Below are 22945 nucleotides of genomic sequence, written 5' to 3'. Positions count from 1 at the left end.
GTCATGACAAGCTCACGGGAAGCCGAAGAGCCCACGTCGACCGCGCGATCCCCCCGACCGAGGGACGTGGGCTGTGACCATGACCGGACGCCTGTACCGCCGACGCAGAGACGCCACCGTCGTCTCGCTCCTCCTTCTCGTGCTCGCCGCGGTCCTCGGGCCGGCACCGAGTTCGGCGGCCGGCGCGGACTGGTGGACGCCGACGGCCCGGCCGGCCCCCGACTCCCAGATCGGCGTCACGGGCGAGCCGTTCACCGGCACGAACGCGACCGGCCAGGTCCGCGGGTTCGTCGACGCGCACAACCACCTGTTCTCCAATGAGGCCTTCGGCGGACGGCTGATCTGCGGCAAGGTGTTCTCCGCGGCGGGCGTCGCCGACGCGCTGAAGGACTGTCCCGAGCACTACCCCGACGGCACCCTCGCGATCTTCGACTACATCACTCACGGCGGCGACGGCAAGCACGACCCGGCCGGCTGGCCCACCTTCAAGGACTGGCCCGCCTACGACTCCATGACCCACCAGGCGAACTACTACGCCTGGGTCGAGCGGGCCTGGCGCGGCGGACAGCGGGTGCTCGTCAACGACCTGGTCACGAACGGCATGATCTGCAGCATCTACCCGTTCAAGGACCGCAGTTGTGACGAGATGACGTCGATCCGCCTCCAGGCGAAGCTGACGTACGACCTCCAGGCCCACATCGACAAGATGTACGGGGGACCCGGCAAGGGCTGGTTCCGGATCGTCCTGGACAGCGCTCAGGCGCGTGAGGTCGTCAAGCAGGGCAAGCTGGCGGTCGTCCTCGGCGTCGAGACCTCCGAGCCGTTCGGCTGCAAGCAGATCCTCGACATCGCGCAGTGCAGCAAGTCCGACGTCGACAAGGGACTCGACGAGCTGTACGGGCTGGGTGTGCGCAGCATGTTCCTGTGCCACAAGTTCGACAACGCGCTGTGCGGCGTCCGCTTCGACGAGGGCGGCCTCGGAACGGCCATCAACGTGGGGCAGTTCCTGTCGACCGGCACCTTCTGGCAGACCGAGAAGTGCACCGGACCGCAACACGACAACCCCATCGGCACCGCCGCCTCGAAGGCGGAGGCGGACCTCCCGGCGGGCACCGACGTCCCGTCGTACGACGCCGACGCGCAGTGCAACACCCGGGGGCTCACCGCACTCGGCGAGTACGCCGTGCGCGGCATGATGAAACGCAAGATGATGCTCGAGGTCGACCACATGAGCGTCAAGGCGACCGGCCAGGCGCTCGACATCTTCGAGGCCGCGAACTACCCCGGCGTGCTGTCCTCGCACAGCTGGATGGACCTCAACTGGACCGAACGCGTCTACTCCCTCGGCGGGTTCGTCGCCCAGTACATGCACGGCTCGGAAGGGTTCGCCGCGGAGGCGAAGCGCACGAACGCGCTGCGCGACCAGTACCACGTCGGATACGGCTTCGGAACCGACTTCAACGGCATCGGCGACCACCCCGCCCCCCGCGGCGCCGCCGCCGCGAACAAGGTCACCTACCCGTTCAAGAGCGTCGACGGCGGCTCCCTCATCGACCGTCAGACGACCGGCACGCGCACCTTCGACCTCAACACCGACGGCGCCGCGCACGTCGGTCTGATCCCCGACTGGATCGAGGACATCCGGCGCGTCGGCGGCCAGGACGTGGTGGACGACCTCTTCCGCGGCGCCGAGTCCTACCTCGGCACCTGGGGCTCGACCGAGCAGCACCAGGCCTCGGTCGACCTCGCCAAGGGCCGTGCAGCCACCGCCAGTTCGTCCGAGTCCAACCCGTTCACCAGCTACCAGCCCGGCCAGGCCGTCGACGGCGACGAGGGCACCCGCTGGGCCAGCGACTGGAGCGACGACCAGTACTGGCAGGTCGACCTCGGCGCCACCAACCGCGTCTCCCGCGTCACCCTCGACTGGGAGCGCGCGTACGCCGGTTCGTACCGCGTCGAACTGTCCACCGACGGCGTGAACTGGACCACCGCCTGGTCGACCACGTCCGGCGACGGGGGCCTGGACACGGCGAAGTTCGCCGGCGCCCCGGCCCGCTACGTGCGGGTGCACTGTCTGGGCCGCGGCACGGACTGGGGATACTCCCTGTACGAAGTGGGCGTCCACAGCGCCTAGAGCGGTCACGGCACCAGCCGCGGCATCGACACTCGGGGAGACGGATGGCGCGCATGCCGTCGGCGGAGCGACGTCGACAGCTGACGGAGGCGGCGATCAGAGCGATGGCCCGGGACGGCGTCCCCAGGACGACGACCCGGTCCATCGCCGCCGAGGCGGGTGTCTCCCTGAGCGTCTTCCACTACTGCTTCGACTCCAAGCAGGCCCTCGTCGAGTCCGTCATCACGACGCTCACCGCCCACTCGGTGAGCGTCGTACGGGAGGCGATCCGGCCCCGGGCCACGCTCGAGGAGACGGTCCGCGCCGGGTTCGCGGCGTACTGGGACCACGTCCGCGCCCACCCGGACGCGCACATGCTGACCTACGAACTCACCCAGTACGCCCTGCGCCAGCCCGGGTTCGAGCATCTGGCCCGCCGTCAGTACGAGCTGTACGGCGAGGCGTACGCCGAGCTGCTCGGGGAGCTGTGCCGCAGCATGGGGCTGCGGCTCGGCGTGCCGGTCCCCGTCCTGGCCCGCTATCTCGCCGCCATGACCGACGGGCTGACCCTCAACTACCTCGTGCTCGGCGACGAGGCGGCCTGGTCCGACATCCTGGACACGGTCACGGCCCACGTCGCGGGGCTGGTCATGGCCGACGTCACACCGACGGAGCCGAGCCGTCCTGGTGGAAGGTGACCGGGACTACCGTCTCCGAGTTCGCCGTGTCCAGGAACATCCCGTAGAGGTCCACGCCCTGGTACTGGCCGCCGGGTGCGCCGCCGATGATCTCGACCAGCGCCAGATGCAGATGTGACGAGGTGCCGGCGACCTCGTACACCTCGCCGAGCACGTCCCCGCGGGCCACCTGCGAGCCGACGGCCAGTCCGGGCGGCACGTTGGTCACGTGCGTGTAGAAGCCGCCCATCTCGTCGTTGGGGGCCCGCATGAACAACTGGGCGCCGTAGACCTTGGCGGTGTCCGCCGACGGGTCGTGCGGGCTGTACTTGGTGATGTGGGCGTCGAAAGAGGCGCGGACGGTGGTGCCACGGCCCGCGCCGAGGTCCATGCCGTACTGGATGTACCAGTTCTCGGATCGGTGGCCTCCTTCGCCGGGGCCGCCCAGTGGGCCGGTGCATCCCGCGGCGAACGGGTTCGACACGTCGATGGTGAATGCGGACATCTCTCTCGCCTTCTCTCCCTCTCGTCCTTTTCCTCTAGCCGTCTCCCCCTGCCATTCTCGTCGCACGTCTCGGTGTCCGGCATGCGGTGGTGGATGGTGTGGGCAATCACCGTGTGGGAAAAGGGCGTTGACGCACGAGGAAGTCGAATGTGCAACGAAGGAGATCCGTGTGGCGAGGCCTGCGGATCGGCGTCATGATGGTGGTGGCGAATGCCGTTCCGCGACGTCCCAAGGCCCGCCTTTCCCCGCGGGGAGGCCCCCATGACCTGGACCGACGCAGCCGACATGGAACCCGGTGACGTCATCGGCATCCTCGGCGTCGATCACGTCTTCCGGGCCCGGCGTCTGCGCCGGACGGGAACCCTGCGACCGGCGACCCGGCGACCCCGCACACACAGCACCACCCCACGAAGACGGCAGTACCGATGACGACAGGAGGACCGCCATGTCAGCGACCGCCACCATTCTCGACGTCTACTGCGTGCACGCGGCGACCGGCACCGACTCCACCTCCAACGAGGCGGTGGCCGCGCTCGCCGGCAAGATTCCGCTGGCCGGCGGCACCCTGGAGGGCTTGGTCCAGTCGGTCCCCGCCGCCCTCGCGGCGATCGACGCCTCACGTGACGACCCCGACGACCTGTACCTCACCACGAGCACCCAGGGCGACCTCTCCCAGGCCATCTGGCCGGGCAACGGCTCGGCGGGGTCGGTGGGCTCCGGTCAGACCCAGCCGCTGGGAGTGACCGTGCCGGTCCAGGGCGTCCAGAACCTCTCCCTGTGGGACCACGACCTCTCCGGCGACGACCTGCTGGGCTCGATCCGCATCGAGGAGACGGAACTCGGCGAGGGCCCGATCGCCAAGGTCGCCTCGTCGCCGGTCGAGGGTTCGGTGTACCTCGTCAACTACCGGGTCGACTAACCCGTGGACGGCGCCTGGATGTGCGAGCGGTGCGGCGCCGAGGCGCCGCCCGACGCACAGCGCTGCCGCCGCTGCGGCGCCTGGCTCCCGGCCTACGGCGAGGACGAGGAGACGCGGCAGCGGTGGCCCTGGCACCGCCGCATCCACCTCCGTACCGAAGCGGCGCCGCAGCGCACGACGCAGGTCTTGCGCCGGGAGGAGCATCCCCCGGCCCGGGATCCGCGACCGCGGTACGACGCAGGCAACGTGCCGGTCGGGGTGCTCGAGGGCAGCGGCACCGTCTACGGCGTCGCCCGGCAGGTGCGGATGCGCACCGAGGTGAGCGGCAGCGACGGCGACGTCGGCACCACGGTCGTGTGCGACTTCCGCCTGGAGATGCGCGATCGCGAGGGCCGCCCGGTCGGGCTGGTCCCCGTGCAGATGCGCGGAGACCTGTTCGAGGGCGCCGTCGGCGACGGGGACCGGGTGCGCGCCACCGGCCGGGTCAGGAACGGCACACTCCGGGTCAAGCGGCTGCGCAACCTGACGACCGGCGCCGAGGTCTCGGCCCGGACCACCCCCGCCGTCGTGATCGCCGTCGTGATCCTGCTCTTCGTCGCGTGGATGGTGGCCATCTTCGCCATCACCGGACGCTTCTAGAACAGGTCCTGGCGCCGGTGCGGCAACGGCATCCGCAGATCCACCAGCCGGAAGTCGTCGCCGCGGGGATCGACGTACGCGAGCGGGGCGTAGTGGTACGGGACGCCGTGCGGGCGCCGCCGCAGCGGCTCCCCCTGCCGGCTGCGGGGCCACTCGACGTCCCCGGTCAGCACCCGCGCCGGGATCAGCCAGTAGTCGCCCCGGCGGTAGCGGCGCGGCTCCCCCTCGCCGGAGTGGAAGCGCACCTGGACGCCGTCCTCCAGGGGCAGCCAGCGTCCTTCCCGCACGGGCAGGCTTCTCGTCGCGTCCGGGGAGCCGTCCTCCCGGCCGGGCGTGCGGTGGTCCCAGCGGCGCAGATACGGGTGGCGCCGCGGCCGGCCGACGCTCTCGTGGTCGTGGTCGTGGTCGTGGTCGTGGTCGTGGTCGGGATCGCGGTCCAGCTCGACCCGGAATCCGGCGTGGTCGACGTTCTTGACGGTGTACAGGCGCCCGCAGCCCGTCTCGTCGTACCGGTCGGACGCGCCGCGGCACACCGCGGCGTCGTCGAGGAGCTCCACCACGTCGCCGGTGTCCACGCCCAGTTCGTCGTCCCGGCCCAGGGTCTCCAGCTCGACCGACGCACCGGCGACGGACCGGACCGGCAGGACCACGGAGCCGTTCTCCCGGGACCACTTGTACGTCGCCGTCCCCGCGGTGCCGCCCCGGTGCACCTCCACCCGGTACAGCTGGTTCTCGGGCCCCCGGTACCCGGGGGACGGCTCCGGCACGTCACCCGAGTCCTCGTCCTCCGGGCGCCCGGTCGCCGCGGCGAGCAGCCCGCGCGGCTCGAAGACGCCCCGCACCCGGTCCCGGAGGTAACGCGAGGCGCTGCGCATGTCGGGCACCGGCGAGCCGGACCCGAGCGGCAGCACGCACACCTGCCACACGACACGGCTGCGCGCGGTGGTGTCCGGGCCGTCCACGCCGAGGGCCACTTCCCGGATCCAGGGCGCCTCCCATGCCGTGACCAGGCGCTCCCACACCCGGAGGTACACCAGGAACGGCTCGGACGGCAGCCGGTCGCTCTCGCGGCCCGGGTCGAGCCATCCGTCGGGCTGGTCCCAGTAGTCGGTTCCGTCGCACTCGCACAGGACGCCGTCGACGTACATACGGCCGGGCGCCACGGTGAAGGTGTCGCCGTCGTAGCCGTCGACACCGAAGCCGCCCAGGCCGTCGTCGGCGGGCGGGTACGCGGCGGGGCCCATGAGGTCGGCGGCCAGCGTGCGCACGTAGTGCAGCAGGATCGCCGACTGCTCGTTGATCTCGGCATCGAGCTGGACCCGGCCCTGCTGGGACAGCACGGCGGAGAACCGCCGAGCGGGATCGAAGGTGACGCGGGAGAAGTCGCCGTGCATGGATGGGTTTCCTGCCTTGCGGAGGGCGGAGGGCGGAGGGTGGAGGGCGGAGGATGCGGGGGTGCGGGGTGCGGAGCGGAGGGTGACGGGGCGGCCGTTCAGGTGACGAAGAAGAGCCCCGGGTCGCATCCGGCCGGTGTGTACTCGGCCAGCCGGGTGCGGAGATTGTCCTCCCGCTGCGGCTGGAACAGATGGTGCAGCGCGCCGGGTTCCGAACCGTTCTCGCCCCCGCGGCGGATCACCTGGGCGCAGTCGTCGGCCAGCCGGACGTAGTCGGGCGCGCCGTACCGCATGCCGGCGAAGCGCAGTTCGCGCGCCGGGGCGCCGGAGTGGTCGGGCTCGCAGTGGAAGCGGGGCGGCGTCCGGCTGCCCGTCGGCAGCCAGCAGAAGCGCACGGAGCCCTGGTCCCGGCGGCCGACGAGCACCTCGCCCGCCAGCAGGCAGTTCTCCAACAGGTCCACGGCGTCGGCGCGCAGCGCGCCGATGACGGTGGTGCGGCGGGCCGTGAGGACGACGTCGGCCTCGTCGCCGTCCGGGTCGGCGAGCGCCGTCGCCTCGCTGTCGGTCGCGTCGATCACGCTGTCGTACACCTCCAGCCGGTTGGGTGCGCGCCCGTCGCGTGCCGCCACCGTGACGGCGCCGAGGACGCTGTGCCGGATCTCGGTGCGGACCGGGCTCTCGGCGATGTCCAGACTCGGCGCCCCGGGCGCCAACGGCGTGCCCCGGGTCTCGAGTTCCCAGCCCGGCACGAACGTGCAGTGCCGCACGACGAGTTCGCCCACGCCGCCCCGCACCCGCACCCCGCCGCCGGTCACCAGCAGCCCGTCGAGGACGAGCCGCGCCGTGGCCCGGGAGCCGTTCGGGTGCGCCGAACCGGTGACGGTCAGGGCCCGCCGGCGTTCCTCGTCGCGCCGGCCGGACAGCCGCACCACGGGACGGACCCCGTCCGCGGCGCGGACGGTGAGCCGGTCTCCCGGGTCGAGCCGGATGTCGCTCAGGTCCTCGTACACCTCGTTGGCGGTGATCTCCACGACCGCCTCCGCCTTGTGCTCGTGCGACCGCTTCTCCGCGCGCCAGCGGCCGATCGCGTCGGCGATGCTGCGGTGGTCTTCGCCGGGCCCCACCCGGTAGCGCTCCGCCGGGCCGCCCGCCGACGGTTCGGGCCGGGGGTACTCGCCGCCGCCGAGATCGCCGGAGAACGCGTGATGGTACGTCACCCGGACGCCGTGCGCGGGAGCCGTGCCCGGCGGCAGCATGAGACGGCCGAGAACCGGGTCGACGGCGACCTCGCCGGCGCCGACCCGCAGGCGCCAGTCGGACAGGTCCGCGACGACGATCCGGTCCAGGCGCACCACGTCGGCGACCGGGTCCGGGCCGGTCCACACGCACAGGCTCCTGCGCGGCCCGTAGTAGTCGTACAGCCGGTCGGCGAGGGCCCGGCGGCCGATGGGCTCCGGGACGTTCGACTCGTCCGCGATGTGGAAGCTCGACGGCTCCGGCACCGGCGCCGTGACCAGCGGGGTGTCCACGGCGAGCACGTTGAAGGTGTAGCAGGCCCGCTCGCGGTCCAGGCAGTGGGCGGGGGCACGGGTCACCGCGTACGCGCGCAGCCGCCACAGATGCAGGCCGACGGAGTGGACGCCGTACCGGCCGACCCGGCGGGCCGAACCGGCGCGCGGCATTTCCACCGTGCGGGCCAGCGCGTCGAACGGGCCGCCCAGCCGGGCCAGCGCCCCGGCGTCCCGCACGTTCACCAGCGCGCCGCGCGCCCGTCTGCGCCGCGCGTCCGCCCCGTCCGCGGTGTAGCGGCGCACGGGCTGCGTGACGCAGAGCAGCCGCCGGTACTCCACCACCCGGGCCGGCCACCCCGCCACCGCCGACGCGAGATCCTCCAGCAGCGCCAGCGTGCCCTTGCGCCGCCGGTTGACGACGGTGTCGGCGACGTCCCGGCGCGGCACGGCGGCGGCCGGCAGTCCGGCTGCCCGCGTCGCGTCGTCGGACAGAGCGGCGGCGATCTGGGGCAGCAGCTCGTAGCCGACGAGATCGCCGATGTAGGGCGTCACCCAGTCGTCGCAGGTCTCGATGAACCAGTTGTCGTAGAGCCGCTCGATGTCCTCCTCGAGGACCACGGCCTGTTCGGCGACGACCGTCAGCAGCGCCCGCAGCGGGCCGCCCTGTTCCGCGTCGCGTCTGCGGTGCACGGCGGGAAGCAGCGCGTACAGCTCGTCCGGGGTCATGGAATCCTCCGCAGGATCAGGGTTCCGGGCACCGCCGGGTCCAGCAGGACCAGTTGGGCGGGGCGCAGCACGAGACGCGGCCCGGCCGGCGGGCCGGGACGCCCCGCCGTCGGCCCGGCCGCCGGTCCGGCTCCGGCGGGATCCGTGGCGGCCGCGCGGGGCAGCAGGACGGTGGGCGCGTGCGCGGCGTCGACGACGGCTCCCGGCTCCGGCGGCCCGCCCCCGGAGCCGCCCCCGGAGCCGTCCCTGAAGCCGCCCCCCGCGCCGCCGCCGGACGGGGCGGGACCGCGCATCGGGCGCAGGCCCGCCGGCAAGGCCGGAACCAGGTCGGCGACGGTGAGGGTCTCGGCGAACCGTGCCACGTCGGCCGCCCCGGCGCCCTCCGCGACGCCGCCGAAGGCGTCCAGGACCACGAAGTCCACGCCCGGCACCGCCTGTGCGGCGGCGACGACCGCGCTCTGGTACACGGGATGGCCCAGGTACGCCCCGGCGAAGCCCAGCCGGGCGGCCAGCGCCTCACGCACCCGCTGTTCGACCTTCCCGGGAAGGTGCCCGTCCGCCGTGCGGACCCCCAGCACCACCACCAGCCGCACCCGTTCACAGGGCTCGACCCGCACCGGCAGCGCCGGGTCGCCGTACCGGCGCAGCGCCGCGCACAGCGCGGCCGGCAACGGCGCGCAGGCGTCCAGCGGCGCGTCGTCGGCGGCGACCACGGTGACGTGCAGGACCGGCCGGCCGTCCGCCCGGCAGCGGCGCGCAACGGCCTGGCCCACGCCCGCGAAGGCGCGGGCGAACGACTGGTAGTCGTGCACCGACACCAGCCGGTCGAAGGCCGCCAGCCGCAGCGGGATCGTCCGGCGCGTCCGCGCCGGGCCGTCGGCTTCCGCCCCGGCCGTCGCGGGCAGCGGATTGGTGACCCCGCTGACCCCGAACGGCCTGCTCACCAGCTGGTTGACGCGCCCCGCCGCGACATTGCCCGCTCCTGTGCCGCCGCCCACGCGGTAGCGGGCGGTGATGTTCTCCGTGCCGGTGGGCGGGCGGGCGCCGTGCCGGCCGTCGCCGAACTCCACCGCGGCCCGGTCGTCGACGCCCGTGCGCAGCCGGAACGCCTGGGCGGTCGGCCCCTCCTCGCCCAGGTCCGCGGTCCGCCGCCACGCCACGCCGTCGACGCGGACGACGAGCGACTCCTCACCGCCGTCGGCGCTCGCCGACGGCAGCCAGACGAGCGGACCCCTCCGCAGCGGCAGCACCTGACCGGCCCGCCCGGCGTCACCGCTGCCGAGGACCTCGTCGACGGTCTCGCCCGCGGTCGCCCGGACGACGTTGCCGTGCACGGTCAGGGTGTCCCGCCGGTAGCGGTGTGCGAGCGGGGCCGTGAACAGCAGCGTGGTGCGCACCCGGTCGTCGAACCCGGTGCCGTCGAAGGCGTGGCGCACGCCCGCCAGGACCGCGAGCTCGGCGCCCGGCACACCCGGCGCCCGGTCCGCGCCCGTCCCGGGCACGACATCGGTCCGCTCCCCGGCGACGACGAGGACCCGCCCCGGCGTGAGTCCTTCGAACGTGCCGTCCAGCTCGACGGCCGCGCCCGCCACGTCGGTCGTGTCGGGCGAGGCCGTGAGCGTGAGCGGCTCGCCCGCGGCCCACACGGTGGTGGCGCGCCGCACTGCGACGTCCTCGCAGTCCTTCGTCCACGGCTCGGCGAGGACCAGCCGGGTCACCCGCACGGCGTCCACGTCGCCCGCGACGGACAACTGGGCGACCTCGGTGACCCGGACGACACGGGTGCGCGGCCGGCCGGCCGTCCGCACGGCGATCCAGCTGCCCGGCTGGATCTCCTCGTGCACCGCGTCGAGGAGCAGCACGTCGCCCGGGAGCGGGTCGCCGCCCTCCGACCGGGGCGGCAGCGTTCCGCGCAGCAGCCGCCGCACGCGGGCGTCGTCCGGGATCGACGCGCCCAGCGGCGCCGCGGTGACCCGGAAGCGGTACACGCCCGGCGCGACGACCGGGGGAGCGACGACGGACAGCGCCGTGTAGAGGGAGGCGGTGAGACCGTACCGGTTCGCCGCCAGCAGGCGGGGCAGCGCGTCCGATCCCGCGCCCAGCGTCTCGGCGACCGAGGCCGGCGTCCGGCGCGGCGCCTCGTCCCGGCCGAGCGCCTCCAGCAGCGGATCGAGGGCGTGCAGCACGCGGCCCGCGGGATCGGCGAGGTCGCGCAGCAGCGCCTGCCCGGCCGTCGGCGCCGGCCGCTCGGGCGGTTCGGTCAGTCGCCGTACCGCGTCCCGGACGGTCGCCAGCCGCACGGCGGCCCGCTCGGTCAGCGCGTCGACGTCCAGGTCGTCGCGGAGCCCGGACAGCCGGTCGCGCAACCGCTGCAGCCTGCGGTCGAGGCGGGCCGCGAACGTGTCCGGGTCGCGGAGCTCGCCGGCGCGCTCGCGGACCTCCCGCAGCAGGGTCAGCAGCTCCTCGAACGGACCCTCGGAGGGGGCCCGGCGCGCGGCCTGTTCCAGGTCCTCCCGCAACGCGTCCACCGCGCCGTCCAGCTGCCGCGGCGCGTCCGGCACCCGCAGTTCCACCGTGGTCCGCCCGCGCGCGGGATCGGGGACGGCGCTCTCCACCACGCGGGTGAGGTTCAGCCGGGTGTCGGGGTAGACGAACAGCAGCCGGTCTCCCGGGCGCAGCGCGGCCTGGACGCCCTCGAAGTCCAGGGACCGCACCCGGGTCGCGACGTCGGCCGTGAGGGCGTCCTGGCGGGTGGCGCGCACCGGCAGCCGGTTCCATTCCGCCCGGGCCGTGAGGTCCTCGGCGGTCTCGAACACCACGGGCAGTGTGCCGGGTTCGGGCTCGCTCTTGACCTGGGTCCCGGCCGGCACGACCGAGGACGCGCCCGGGTCCAGGGTGAAGGCGAGGTGGGCGGAGGCCGCGAGCGCCGGGCGCGGCCGGTGCCCGACCAGCCGCCCGAGCCGGACCAGGGACTCGTGCTCCGTCGCGGTGCTCAGGAACCCCTCGTTGGCGATGCGCTCCTGATAGAAGGTCAGCACGTCGCAGACCACCGCCCAGGCGTCCAGCAGGGCGATCGACGGGTCGTCCGGCTCCCGGGTGGTCAGTCCGCCGAGGGCCGCGCGGCCACCCGCGTCGGGCAGCCGCGCCAGCATCGCGTCGAGGAACTGCCGGTGGACGCCCACCCGGTAGGACAGCTCGGGCAGCCCGGGACGGTTCCACACCGGCGCGGGGCCGGACCGGTTCGCGGCGCGGTCGGTCATCGTCCTCCTCGCAGACGCAGGGTGAGCCAGCCGTTCTCCGGCCGGGTGACGTCGCCGTCGAGCCGCGGCACTTCCAGCGGACCCATCCGCAGCTCCCCGGAGGGCGGCACGGCCTGCCCCGGGGCTTCGCCGCGAAGTCCGTGGATCCTCGCCAGCCTGGTGACCTCGGCGTGCCGGACACCGGGCACCTCCAGACACTGCGCCACCAGGGCGCTCGCCCGCACGGGGGTGCCGAAGGAGAGCGCGGCGGGGTCGAAGAACGCCGGTTCGCCGCCGGGGCGGCGGCCCGGCAGGAAGCGCCGCATCAGCGCCTCCCGCACGTCGGCGGTGACATGGTGCGGGTCGACGAGGACGTTCAGCGCCACGTCCAGCGGCACCGTCAGCGCCGGCCGGACGACGACGTCGTGGCCGATCCGCCGGTAGCGGCGCAGCGCGTCCCGCACCTCCTCCAGCAGCGCCGACGACGGCACGGCCGGGCCGGCCGGGTCGAGCGCCACGTCGGCCTCGTACCAGCTGCCGTTCCAGCGCAGGGAGGCGGCCGCGCGCTGCACCCCGGGACGGGCGGCGGCGAGAACGGCGTAGTCCTCGGCGGTGACGGCGCGCAGCAGCGTGCGGAACGGGGCGCGCGGGGCGGCCAGCCGTACCTCGGCCGTCGGCTCCGGATCGACGCCGCCGGTCGCCGGTACGGGGTTGCGCACCCGGGTGATCAGGCCGTCCAGGCGCATGCTCCGGTGGGCGATCCGGTTGACGGCCTCGCTGCCCGCGTTGCCCGCCCGTCCGTTGCCCACCCGGTAGTCCGCGTACAGCACGGACCCGGGCTGCGGGGCGCGGCCGCACCGGCCGTCGCCGAAGCGCAGGGCGAGCGTGCCCTCGTCGTCGGCCTCGGCCACCAGGTGCCGGTCGCGGGGGCCGCTGTCGAGGAGGTCGCGGCGCGGGGTCCAGTACGGTCCCTCGCGCAGATCCTCCGCGAGTGTCAGGGCGGGCAGCGCCTCGCGGGGGTCGGGGCGCAGCGCGGCGCTCGCGGGTCCGTGCAGGGCCGGGCGGGCGGGGTTCAGGCGTTCGGCGGTGCGGGCGCCCCACGCCTGCGCGATCTCCCAGCCCGCGTCTTCCGGGTCCAGCACGTAGCCGGCCCGTGCGCGGCGGGCGAGCGCCTCGAGCCGGCGCAGTCTGGGTTCGAAGAACGCGTCGAAGACGGTGAGGAACCGGGCCACGGCGCCGTGCCGTTCGGCGTCGTCGGCGAGTCCGGTGATGTCGTCGGTGAAGGAGGGACCGAAGAGGGCCGCCAGCAGTTCCCGGCTCTCCGGCCGTGGTCCGGCCGCCCCGTGGTGCAGATCGCGCAGGCCGTCGCGGGCCTCGGCGGCGAGGCCCAGCAGCAGTTCGGCCTGCGCGGCGGCCACGTCGGCGGGCCGCGGATGGGGCGGTGACCAGGTGACGGGCCCCCGGCTCAGGGTCACCGGCCGCCGCCGTCCGGGCCCGCTGCCGTCCGCCGCGCCCGGCTTCGCGCCGGGCGTCTGCACGAGCTCGCCGGTCCGCCCGCCCGGCTCCTCGGGCCACCAGGTGATCGACAGGCCGTGTTCGACCAGGAGGGCGTTGCCGCGGGCCAGGACGCCGGCGCTCTGCCGCCCGTCGGGCCCGACCGGATTGCGCACGTCCAGCGGGAAGGCCAGGGCGTCCTCGTCGGCCCAGGCGATCTTCACGACGGTCGTGTTCGACCGCGCGTCGACGTCCCGGACGGCACGGGTGAGCCGGACGGCCTGCCGGTGCGCGGGGTCCGGCGGGCCGCCGCCCGGCCCGTGCGTCTCCTCGAGGACCAGCAGGTCGCCGACCTCGAGATCCAGCGTGCGATGCGTTCCGTCGCCGTCGAGGAGAGCGGCCCGGGTGGCGCCGACGGGCAGCCGGAACACCTCTTCGCCCCAGGCCCACAGCGGCACCCCGTTGTGGGCGGGAGTCAGCCGCACGCTGCGCTGCTCCAGGGGCTGGTAGGCGGGATACGAGGCCGAGACGAGCGCTTCGGGTGAGATCACCGGACCGGCCGGGCCGCCCGGCGGCCTGGCGCCCACCTCGTCCGGCAGCGCCGTGAACGCCAGCCCGGCGGTGTCCACGCTCACCTCCGCGGCGGTCTCCACGCAGACCACGGTGCGGGCTGCGCAGCCGTCGTGCATCGGATACCCCACCAGCCGGGCGTGCCGCCGCACGGAGGTGCGCAGCCGTGCGGTGTCCAGGTAGGCCTCGGTGGCCACGGCGTCCTGCTGGTAGCTGAGCCGGTCCCCGACGTGGGCCAGGAGCTCCACCAGGGTGACCCAGAGGTCGGGGACGTGCCGGTCGGTCCAGCGCGGCAGGGTGAGCGAGAGCCGCTCCAGGAGCAGGCGGCGGAAACTGGCGTAGTCCTTGGCGAGGTAGTCGATCGCGGGAGCCGACGGGAGGGACGGCCCGCCCGGGGCGCCGGCCAGCGGCGCACGCCCCGGTGCACGGCTCGGCGCAGGGCCCCTGGTACCGCTCGGCGCATGGCGCAGGGCGGGGTGGAAGGTGAAGTCCGCGCGGTCGTGGCCGCCGTGGAAGCCCCGCCCCAGCACCCGCAGCCGGTACGTGGAGTCGTCGCCCGGCCGGTCCAGGGTCAGCCGCAGCCGGCTCCCCGCGTCGTCGTCCTCCCGGCCGGTCACCCGGGCGACCCGCAGGACGCGGATGCCGACGACCCGCCGGCCGCCCTCGACGACGAACCGGGTACGGTCCTCCACGCCCGGCGGGAGCACCCCGAAGAACGTGACGGTCAGCGTGCGCCGGTCGGGATGGGTCCGCACCTCGTGGATGCCGGCCGGCCCTCCCGGGGGGCGGTTCAGCACGGTCACGACGGGTTCCCCCCGCCGGTGACCGTGACGGCGTGCCGTTCGCCGGTCGCCGTCAGCGTGTAGGCCACGGCGACCCGCAGGGTGGCCTCCTCGGAGGTCACCGTGACGGAGTCCACCTGGAGGAGGTCGCCCAGCCAGCGCTGCAGCGCCGCCTGGGCGGTCATCTGCACGGTCGCGGCGAGTTCGGGGCTGTTCCCCGTGAAGACCAGGTCGAGGAGGCTGCAGCCGAAGTCGGGCCGGTTCACCCGTTCCCCGGGGCTCGTGAAGAGCACCAGCTCGACCATGTCCCGGACGTGGTCGGCGTGCCCGGTCCGCGCCGTGCGGCCGCACGCGTCCGGCCGGTAGGGGAAGTCGACGTCCATCGCGCTCACATCCCCCGCACCCGGAACTGCATGGTCAGCACCATCGGCGGGTTCGGCGGCGGGGTGCCCACGCCGATCGCCGGGGCGACGCCGGCCGGCGTCGGCTGCAACAGCGCCGGCAGGCCGTTCACCAGGACCCGGGCCGACGTCTGCAGCCACGTCACACTGGTGCACGGCGGCGCCCCCAGGGTGGCGGCGGGGAAACTGCACCCGGCCACCAGGAAGAAGTCCGCGGCGGTGAGGACCGGCAACGCCCCCACCAGGACACGCTGCTGGACCGGCGCGGGGACGGTCACGAGGCCGGGCGGATGGGCGCACATCATCAGGGCGCCGTAGTGGAGCAGCAGTCCGGGCATGGTTCAGGTCTCCTCACAGCACCGTCAGCGCGCCGTTGTTGACGTTGACCTGGGGGCCGACGAGTTGCAGGGTGGCGAGTCCGGGACCGCAGGAGATCTCGATCGACGTCTCGTTGATCTTGATGAACGGCCCGTTCTCGCCGTGCAGCTGCAGCTTGATCCCGCCTGCGGGCCCGGGCAGGTCGCTGATGACGAGCGCGTTGCCGGTCGGCGTGGCCAGCACGATCTGCGGGACGCCCGGCGGGGCGGACTTGGCGGCCGACGGCACGTCCCCCGAGCCGCCGCGCCGGAACCCGACCCACACCGCCCGCTCGGGGTCCCCGTCCAGGAACCGCACCCACACACCGGAGTCCGGCGGCGGCACCACGTACATGCCGCAGTCCGACCCGGCCAGCGGGGTGAGCGGCGCGGCCCACACGGGGAGGTCGTCGCCCAGCACCTCGGGGACGCGCACGAGGAGCCTGCCCACGCCGGTCGGGTCGACGGCCGAGACCACGACTCCCTCGTACATCCCGTGCCACTGGTTCACCTGTGCCGTCGTCAAGGGGTCACCGCCTGGGTGTCGGCGCCGAGTCCGTCGCGGACCAGCGTGAAGTGCTGCCGGTAGGTGTCCCGGGAGAGGTCGTGGGTCACGGCGGCCACGAAGTAGCGCCCGTCGTACGCCCGCCCCGCCCCGCGCACGCCCACCAGCCCGTGGGCGTCCAGGACATGGCCGTACCGCAGCACGTCGACCGTCCCGCGTGCGGTGACGGCGTCGGCGGCGACCTCGCGTCCGAGCCCGGCCAGCAGGGCCCGGGTCATGGAGCGGCCGGTCTGCCCGGTGAGCGCACCGGTGCGCAGCGCCTGCGCGGGGTGGGCCGCCAGGCTCTTGCGCAGCACGCCCGGCTCCGGAGCGGTGACCTCGGACGCGGTCGTCGAGGGCGGATCGAGCCGCTCGACGCCGTAACCGGAGGTGGCCAGCCCGTCGAAGGAGAAGGTCAGTTCCTCGACGTTGTCGGCGGCGCCGTACCCGCAGGTGAGGGCCGGCTGCAGGGCGCCGTCGCGGTGCTGCGGCCCCCAGTACGCCGTGCTGACGCCCGGCGCGGGCCCGGGTTCCAGGTGGAAGACGTGCCCGACGTCCGCGGCCGTCGCCCGCAGATACGCCAGGTCGGTCGCCGACTGCACCGCAATGTCGAGGATCGGGTTCGGCTGGTCGGTGAGGACCGGCGCGACGGCCCGCGGGGTGATGCCGTACTGCGCGTATCGGACGCAGACCGCGGCCGCCCGCAGCTGCGGCGGCAGGCCCGGGTACGCGCGCCGGACGTGCTCGAGGTCCATGAGCACTGTCAGGTCCTCGCCCGTGACGAAGAGGAATGCCGAGCCGGGCGCCCGTCCCACGTGCATCTCCTGATGGGTGACGACGCCGTCCATCAGCACATGGCAGCGGCCGGCCAGCACCACGGCCACCACCACCCGCCGCTTCGGATGCAGCGCTCCGCCCGGCAGGACCGCCCCGGCCAGCGGTGACCGGGGGCTGACGGCGAAGGTCAGCTGAAAGCCGTTGGTGCGGCCGCTCGCGGAGGTGATCCGCACCCCGTGCAGCGCGTCCACCAGCGCCGCCGGGGCCGGGGCGGGCACGGTGTCCCCGACGAGCAGCAGGAGGTGCAGTCCGTGCGTCACCGCGGCACCGCGTCGCCGCCGGACATGGTGGACCCGGCCGTAGTGGACCCGACCGCCGTGGACGCCTCGGCCGGCAGGGTGATCCGCAGCCGCCGCCCGGGTGTGGCCGTCAACTCGTCCGGCCGCACAGCGCGGTTGGCGTCGGCGATCCGCCAGGACTGCTCGGGGTCGCCGAACTGCCGGTACGCGACGAGGTCGAGCCGGTCGCCGGCCGCCACCACATGCTCGCCGACGACCGTCAGCTCCTCGGGCCGGGGCAGGAAGCGCCGCCGCAGATGCCGGACGGTCCTCCCGTCCGCGAGCGTGCGGGTCGTCGTGGGGATCGCGTGGTACCTGCTGCCCGGCTCGAACATCCCTGGCCTCCTCCGGCTGCCGCCCGGTGCCCCCTGCTGTCGTTCCGGCTCTTCGCCGCCGCTCAGCCGCCCGCATAGCCGACCGCCCCCGGGCCGTATCCGACGAGCGCCGCGAACCGCTCCCTGCCCTGCTGGTACTGCAGGTACAGTCCGCCGGCCCGGTGGCCGAACCCGACGTCGTCGACGGTGAGGACACGCACCGTCAGCGTGACCCGCGCCCTGATCGGGTTCAGCTCCCCGTCGTACGCCTCCTCGGTCACGTCGAGGTCCAGCATCCGCACGGGCAGCACCCGGTGCGCCCCGAGGACCAGCACGGGCAGCGGCGCCTGGGCGGGAGCGATCTCGAGGATGCCCTGCCCGGCGAGGTCGTTCTGCCGGGTCAACTGCGCACCGGTCGGCGCGACCGCCGTCTCCAGCGCGGACAGCATGCCGTACAGCCCGGACGCGGCGGGCGGCGCCGGGCCGCCGGCCGGGGCCGGCCGGTCCGTGGCGTCGAACTCCGCGTCGATGCGGAACGTCTCCCGGGGAGGTCCCTGCAGTCGCAGCGCCTCCAGCCGGTCGCCGGCGTCGGCCCCGATGCCCCGCGGCTGGAGTGTGCGGGTGACGCCGTCGGGGTTGTACTGGAACGGCACGACCCGCAGCACCCGCCCCTGTTCGGGGTCGAGGAACACGAAACCGCCGCGCCGCGGCGCCGGCCCGGTCATGAGACGCCCACCTCCGGCCTCGGCAGGTCCGGCCCCGCCGGCCCCTGCGGCCCCGCCGGCTCCCCGGTGGTCATGGCCCGGTGGACGGCCAGGGCGACGGCGCGGGCGACGAGGGTGAGGTGGGCGTCGGCGGCCTTCGGCGGCCGGGGTGTGTCGCGGCCGTCGCGGCGGTCGCGACCGCCGCCGGGGGAGCCGCCGAGCAGCACGGAGAGCTCCGCCTCGACCGCGGCGCACAGCGCGGCTCGTGACACCTCGTGGGGCGGGCTCCCCTTGTGGGGCGAGCCCGATTCGTGGGGGGAGTCCCGTTCGCGGGAAGCGTCCCCCTCGTGGGGCAAGTCCAGCACCAGCCGCCGGATGCGCACGTCGACGCGGGTCGTCGTCATGTGATCACCACCGCCGCGTCGGCGTCGAACCGCTCGGCCCGCGCGTCGGCGAGCGGACTGTCCACGCCGTCGACGCGCAGCCGCAGCGGATACCGTCCGGGCAGACCGCCGGCCAGCCGGAACCGCAGCTTGCGGGTGGCCCGGGTGAACGGCTCGGCGGGCACCGGCAGATCCGCCACGAGGAGTTCCGCCCGCTGACCGGGCTGAACGGCGGGAGCGCACTCCACGGACAGGACCGTCGCCCCCTTCGCGGCCCGCGTGACGGTCAGCGGCAGGGCGCCGGTGAGGCGCGGCGCGATGTGCAGGGCGAGGGGCGCTGTGGTCCGGTCGCCGCCCTCGGGGGACGAGAGCACGACCACCGCGGACCAGCGGCCCGCGGCGAGTTCCCCGTCCAGGGTGACGTGGACGGCAGCGCTCCCGTCGGACCGGGCAGGCAGCACCACCGGCCCGCCGAGCAGGGGATGGGTCAGCCGGACCGTCGCCTCGCCCGGCCCGAGGCCGCTTCCGCTCAGCACGACCTCGGCGCCGGGCGGCGCGACGGCCGGCAGCACCGAGCGCAGCACCGGCCACGGGTCAGAGGGCGTCGGCGCGGCCTGCGGGCCCAGCCCCGCGCTCCCGCGGGACAGCACCGGCAGGGGAGTCCGGCCCGGCGCCGAACTGTCGAGGAGCACGACCCGCGCCTCGTACGCCACGGACAGCCGGTAGCCGTGGCCGAGTGCCGTCCACAGCCGCCACATCTCGTCGGCCGGCATCACCGCCGGGGTCAGCCGCACCGCCTCGGGCTGCCGGTGCAGATCACTGAAGTCGGCGGCCGCCCGGAGGGCCTCGGCGCGCAGTACGGGCTGGTCGTGCAGCGCGGACATGGCCGCGCCGAGAAGCCGCTCGGGCAGGGTGGAGTCGGCGCCCCGGGGCGCGTACGCGGTGAACAGGTAGTGCAGGACGAGGGGAAGCGCCGGGTGGCGGGTCTCACCGGGGCGGGTTCCCGGCGGGTCGGTGTTGCGCCAGGCGGTGTCGACGCTGGTGCGGTAGAGGAACACGTTGAGGGTCGGCGTCCGCCCGCCGGCCCCGTCGTCGCCGCCGTCGTCCTCGTCGGCGACGGCGAGGTCCGGCGCGCCGGGGTGACGCGTCGTCACCATGGCGTCGGGCGCCGCACGACGGGCCGCCGCCTGCAGGGTGGCCCGCAGCGTCTCCGTCACCGCGGCGACGGCCAGCGCGTCGCTCATGTCCGCCTCCCGAGGTACTCCTCGAGGCTCGTCCGCGACCGTCGCCGCGCGGCGGGCGCGTCGTCGACGGGCCGCGCCCCGGCGGAGCGGACCACCAGGCGGTCGATGGCGACCCGCACGACGACCTCGTCCGCGGGCTTGGAAGAGGTCGAGGGCTCCGAGCGCTTCGAGGGCTTCGAGGACGTCATGGGCTTCGAGTGATCGACGGGCTTCACGCGCCCGGGAGCGGTGCGGACGGCGGGGTAGGAGGCGAAGCGCGTGGTCGACGGCGACGGCGACGGCGGTGACGGGGGAGGGGGCGCGGGCGCGGAGGACGGTGCGGAAGAACGGGACGGCATCAGGGACGGAGGCGGGGAGGCCGAGGGCCGGTCGGCGAAGGGCGTGGGCGGGACGGTCGCCGACGGTCCGGGGGCGGATGCGACAGCCGTGGCCTCGGGCGCAGTCGTCCTCCGCACGGGGATTTCGGCCGAGGGCCTGTCGGCGCTGGGCGGCGCGGTGGACGTCAGGGGGGCCGGCGGATGAACGGGGTACGGGTGGGCGGGGGGTACGGCGGAGTCACCGTTGTCGACGAGGCGCGTCACCGCGTGGTGCGGCGACGCGTCTTCGGAGGCGCGGGGCGGCGAGCCCGGGCTGCGGGAGTGGGAGGTCGGTTTCTGGCCGTGGCGGGGCGGCTCCGACGCCGTGGACGGTGCTTCCGGGGCCTGCGGGGTCGACGGGGCCGCGGGCTTCGGGCGTGCGGCCGGGCGACGCCGTGAGGGGACGTCCTGGGTGGCCGCACCGGGGGTCGGCGTGTTCGGGGCGGCGTCGACGGCGGTGGCGGTGGGCGGGCTCGGCCTGTGTTGTGGGGCGGCGCGCTCGGTCGCCGGCGGCAAGGGCGGCCCGGGGTGCGGGGGGTTCGCCGTCCGGGGCGTCCGTGGTGCGGCGGGGCGGGGCCGGACGGCGTCTTCGGAGCGGGGGAGCGGGTCGGGCCGGTGCCGCGCGGTGAGTTCAGGGGGGAGGGACGAAGTCCGGCCCTCGTGCGGGGTGTTCGCCTCCTCCGTCGGGGACGAAGCGACGACGGGCGCTGAGGACACGGCGGGCGGCGTGTGCGGCGGCGCGTCCTCAGCGGCGTCCCTCGTGTCCCCGGCGGAGCCCCCGTCGACGGCGGGTGTCGGCGCGGCCGTCGGCGCGGACGGGGCTGCGGGCCGGAGCTCGGCCGGTGCGTCGGAGCGGTGCGGGCTGACGTCCTGGGATTCGGCCCGCTCCGATGGAGCCGCTGCCGACGAGACGTCGTCGGACACCACGAGGCGGGCCGTGGCACGTGGCGCCGCCGGTTCCGGGGGGCGGGCGGGGCCGGCCGTCGGCTGCCCGGCCGCCCCCCGGGGCGTCACGCCGGAGTCTGCGCAGACCGCCGCTGCGGGGGCGTCCGGCGGACGCTCGTTCCGCGTCGGTGCGCCCGCCGGACGTCCGTCCGGGCCGGGGTGGGTGGTCGGCGGGGTGCGCCGCCGATCCGCGTCGAGGTGAGGCGAAGCCAACCGCTCGTGATGGGGCGGGAGTTCCGGTACGGGACCCTGGACGTGGGGGACGAGACGGTCGCCGGCCGACGGCGGACCACCGGCCGTCGAAGACGTGGGGGACGCCTCAGCGAGCGCCGGCACGGACAGCACCGCCTCACCGGACGCGGCTGACACAACGGACCGCTCAGTCGCACCGGACCACTCATGGTCGCGGAGCCGTTGAGACGCACCGGTCGACTCATGCTCACCGGACCGCTCGGCCGCACGGGTCGACTCGCCGTCACCGGGCAGCTCGGCCGCACCCGTCAACTCGGGCGCACCCAACAGGACCGACGTACCGGATGCCAGGACCGACGTACCGGACGACGGGTCGAGCGGCAGCGGAGGGCGTACGACGGACACGGCCGCCCTTTGCCCGCGCCCCTGCGTCACCCGCTGCGCGTCTTCCCGGCTCCCGTGGGCGTGGGGCAGTCGCGGCGCCCCCGGGTCGAACACGTTCGGCGTCAGCGGCCTGAGCCGCGGTCCCGGTGCGCCCAGGACCCGGTCCACGAAGTCGTTCACCCGGCACTCGCCTCCAGATAGAACTGCCTCCGCTGCGGACTGATCGCCAGCACGTCGGCCTCCGACCAGCCGTAGGCCCGCGCCAGGGAGTGCACTTCGTGCATCAACCGGTGGGCGTAGCCGCATACTTCGGCCCACACCTGATCGGCGACGTCCAGTGCCGCCTCCCACCGGTGGGCGCACTGCGGGCAGGTCAGCGCGACCACGGTGTCGGCGCCCGGGTCGAGCTCCGCGAGCCGTCCGGCGACGTGCTCGAGGATCTCGTCGGGCACGTCGTCCGCGGGCGGCGGACTGACGTCCACGACGCACCGGCGCAGCAGCGTGCGGCGGGCCCGGGGCGCGGCGGGGTCGACGGCGCGGACGTCCCCGCCGGTGAGGGCTCGGAAGGTGACCGTCACTCCGCCCGTCGTCAGGGTCGCCGTCACCGGGAGGAGGCCGTCGACGCCGCCCTCCGTGCTCCCCGGCGGCGGCCGCAGCTCCGCCGCCGCCACGGAGACGTCGAGACTGTCGCCGCACGCGGGGCAGTCCGTCGTGCAGGGCAACGCGTCGCCGAACGCGCCGCGCCGCAGCTCCAGCAGCAGGCTGTTGAGGGTGCTCAGAGGCAGGTCCGCGACGTCCTCACCGGCCGGGGCGGCCAGCGAGGCGAGCAGCAGGGAGCGGGCCGCCGCCGTGCCGCCCAGCCCGCCCTCCCACACCTCGAGCAGGTTCGCCTCCGTCAGTCGGTGCGTCACGCGGTCACCCGGCGGTGTCGCTGAACTGCGATTCCTGCGGCGGGTTGGTGTGCTCCCGAACCCAGCCGTGGTGCTCCACCTTGATGTGCTCGAAGGCGACGGCGTTGGAACCGGCGTCGAGTTCGGGCAGCCCCTGGTACTCGGAGACCCAGGCCTCGTGGACGGAGTAGGACAGGACCTGCTGGCCGCCCTCGTCGAAGACGTCGATGACGAGGTCCCGCCGGAAGTCCTTCTGCGAGGTCTCCAGACCGCCCGCCGAGTTCTTCAGGCTCCAGACACGGTTCGCCCATTCCTCGAAGGCGGTGTCCACCGTGCACCCGCGTTCGAGGGTGATGGCCTCGTACTCGGTGCGCCCGGGCAGTTTGCGGCTGGTGCCCGGGTCGCCTCCGTCGCGGTGGCGGATGACCTCGGTCGTCCGCTTGAGTCCACTGACCTTGCTGATTCCCGCGATGTAGGCGGTCTCCCCGCTGAACTTCACCCGGAAGCGGAAGTTCTTGAAGGGGTCCCGGCGCGTGACTTCCGGCATC

General features: G+C 74.7%; 21 protein-coding genes. 6 read left to right on the top strand and 15 right to left on the bottom strand.

The window, feature by feature from the left end; translation table 11 throughout:
- Positions 1-79 precede the first annotated feature (79 nt).
- The gene (locus QA802_RS05685; protein ID WP_334518586.1) at positions 80-2134 is read left to right on the top strand and encodes a discoidin domain-containing protein; all 2055 of its coding nucleotides are present in this window, start codon (positions 80-82) and stop codon (positions 2132-2134) included.
- A 44-nt stretch (positions 2135-2178) separates the two neighbouring features.
- Complete coding sequence (locus tag QA802_RS05680) at positions 2179-2811, top strand: TetR/AcrR family transcriptional regulator (RefSeq protein WP_319167161.1); 633 nt, start codon at positions 2179-2181, stop codon at positions 2809-2811.
- Here QA802_RS05680 and QA802_RS05675 read toward each other — a convergent pair.
- Positions 2774-3295 (bottom strand): peptidoglycan DD-metalloendopeptidase family protein, encoded by a 522-nt coding sequence (locus QA802_RS05675; protein ID WP_334518583.1) that lies wholly within the window; start codon positions 3293-3295, stop codon positions 2774-2776. The genes QA802_RS05680 and QA802_RS05675 overlap by 38 nt on opposite strands.
- Positions 3296-3556: 261 nt before the next feature.
- On the opposite strand from QA802_RS05675, the gene QA802_RS05670 reads away from it, so the two are divergent.
- From QA802_RS05670 to QA802_RS05660, 3 genes are read left to right on the top strand one after another with little or no spacing between them, the layout of a single operon-like run.
- Entirely contained in the window at positions 3557-3724 is a 168-nt protein-coding gene (locus tag QA802_RS05670) for a hypothetical protein (RefSeq protein WP_334518581.1), read from the top strand.
- A gap of 16 nt (positions 3725-3740) precedes the next feature.
- Positions 3741-4214: a hypothetical protein gene (locus QA802_RS05665; RefSeq protein ID WP_334518579.1), complete on the top strand. Its 474-nt coding sequence runs from the start codon at positions 3741-3743 to the stop codon at positions 4212-4214.
- Between the two features lie 3 nt (positions 4215-4217).
- The gene (locus tag QA802_RS05660; protein ID WP_334518577.1) at positions 4218-4853 is read left to right on the top strand and encodes a hypothetical protein; all 636 of its coding nucleotides are present in this window, start codon (positions 4218-4220) and stop codon (positions 4851-4853) included.
- Here QA802_RS05660 and QA802_RS05655 read toward each other — a convergent pair.
- The 12 genes from QA802_RS05655 to QA802_RS05600 form a co-directional block, all read right to left on the bottom strand.
- A complete protein-coding gene (locus QA802_RS05655; RefSeq protein WP_334518575.1) occupies positions 4850-6247 on the bottom strand; it encodes a DUF6519 domain-containing protein in 1398 nt (465 codons plus the stop codon). The genes QA802_RS05660 and QA802_RS05655 overlap by 4 nt on opposite strands.
- A gap of 98 nt (positions 6248-6345) precedes the next feature.
- Positions 6346-8484, bottom strand: coding sequence for a hypothetical protein (locus tag QA802_RS05650; RefSeq protein ID WP_334518573.1), 2139 nt, complete (start codon positions 8482-8484; stop codon positions 6346-6348).
- On the bottom strand, positions 8481-11744 hold the full coding sequence (locus QA802_RS05645) for a putative baseplate assembly protein (protein ID WP_334518571.1): 3264 nt from the start codon (positions 11742-11744) through the stop codon (positions 8481-8483). The genes QA802_RS05650 and QA802_RS05645 overlap by 4 nt, the downstream gene beginning before the upstream one ends.
- Entirely contained in the window at positions 11741-14590 is a 2850-nt protein-coding gene (locus QA802_RS05640; protein ID WP_334518569.1) for a putative baseplate assembly protein, read from the bottom strand. Before QA802_RS05640 ends, QA802_RS05645 begins: the two co-directional genes overlap by 4 nt.
- Complete coding sequence (locus QA802_RS05635; protein WP_319167303.1) at positions 14587-14952, bottom strand: GPW/gp25 family protein; 366 nt, start codon at positions 14950-14952, stop codon at positions 14587-14589. The genes QA802_RS05640 and QA802_RS05635 overlap by 4 nt, the downstream gene beginning before the upstream one ends.
- 5 nt (positions 14953-14957) lie before the next feature.
- Positions 14958-15308, bottom strand: coding sequence for a hypothetical protein (locus QA802_RS05630; RefSeq protein ID WP_334518567.1), 351 nt, complete (start codon positions 15306-15308; stop codon positions 14958-14960).
- 13 nt (positions 15309-15321) lie between these two features.
- Positions 15322-15852, bottom strand: coding sequence for a phage baseplate assembly protein V (locus QA802_RS05625; RefSeq protein WP_334518565.1), 531 nt, complete (start codon positions 15850-15852; stop codon positions 15322-15324).
- A complete protein-coding gene (locus tag QA802_RS05620; protein WP_334518563.1) occupies positions 15849-16967 on the bottom strand; it encodes a hypothetical protein in 1119 nt (372 codons plus the stop codon). The genes QA802_RS05625 and QA802_RS05620 overlap by 4 nt, the downstream gene beginning before the upstream one ends.
- Positions 16964-17320 carry a LysM peptidoglycan-binding domain-containing protein gene (locus QA802_RS05615; RefSeq protein ID WP_334518561.1) on the bottom strand — a complete coding sequence of 119 codons (357 nt, stop codon included), beginning with the start codon at positions 17318-17320 and terminating at the stop codon, positions 16964-16966. Before QA802_RS05615 ends, QA802_RS05620 begins: the two co-directional genes overlap by 4 nt.
- Before the next feature lie 62 nt (positions 17321-17382).
- On the bottom strand, positions 17383-18024 hold the full coding sequence (locus tag QA802_RS05610; RefSeq protein WP_334518559.1) for a hypothetical protein: 642 nt from the start codon (positions 18022-18024) through the stop codon (positions 17383-17385).
- The gene (locus QA802_RS05605) at positions 18021-18407 is read right to left on the bottom strand and encodes a hypothetical protein (protein WP_334518557.1); all 387 of its coding nucleotides are present in this window, start codon (positions 18405-18407) and stop codon (positions 18021-18023) included. The genes QA802_RS05610 and QA802_RS05605 overlap by 4 nt, the downstream gene beginning before the upstream one ends.
- The gene (locus QA802_RS05600) at positions 18404-19630 is read right to left on the bottom strand and encodes a Pvc16 family protein (protein WP_334518555.1); all 1227 of its coding nucleotides are present in this window, start codon (positions 19628-19630) and stop codon (positions 18404-18406) included. The genes QA802_RS05605 and QA802_RS05600 overlap by 4 nt, the downstream gene beginning before the upstream one ends.
- A 258-nt stretch (positions 19631-19888) precedes the next feature.
- Here QA802_RS05600 and QA802_RS05595 point away from each other — a divergent pair, with 258 nt between their 5' ends.
- Positions 19889-20152, top strand: a complete 264-nt coding sequence (locus tag QA802_RS05595) for a hypothetical protein (RefSeq protein ID WP_334518553.1) — start codon at positions 19889-19891, stop codon at positions 20150-20152.
- 1531 nt (positions 20153-21683) lie between these two features.
- On the opposite strand, the gene QA802_RS05590 is transcribed toward QA802_RS05595, so the two are convergent.
- Entirely contained in the window at positions 21684-22418 is a 735-nt protein-coding gene (locus QA802_RS05590; protein WP_334518551.1) for a hypothetical protein, read from the bottom strand.
- 4 nt (positions 22419-22422) lie between these two features.
- Complete coding sequence (locus QA802_RS05585; protein ID WP_319167130.1) at positions 22423-22944, bottom strand: phage tail protein; 522 nt, start codon at positions 22942-22944, stop codon at positions 22423-22425.
- Position 22945: the final 1 nt, after the last annotated feature.

The sequence above is a fragment of the Streptomyces sp. B21-105 genome, assembly GCF_036898465.1.
Taxonomy (GTDB): Bacteria; Actinomycetota; Actinomycetes; order Streptomycetales; family Streptomycetaceae; genus Streptomyces.
The sequence above is the reverse complement of the archived record's forward strand: the minus strand, read 5'-3'. Positions and strand labels throughout refer to the sequence as shown.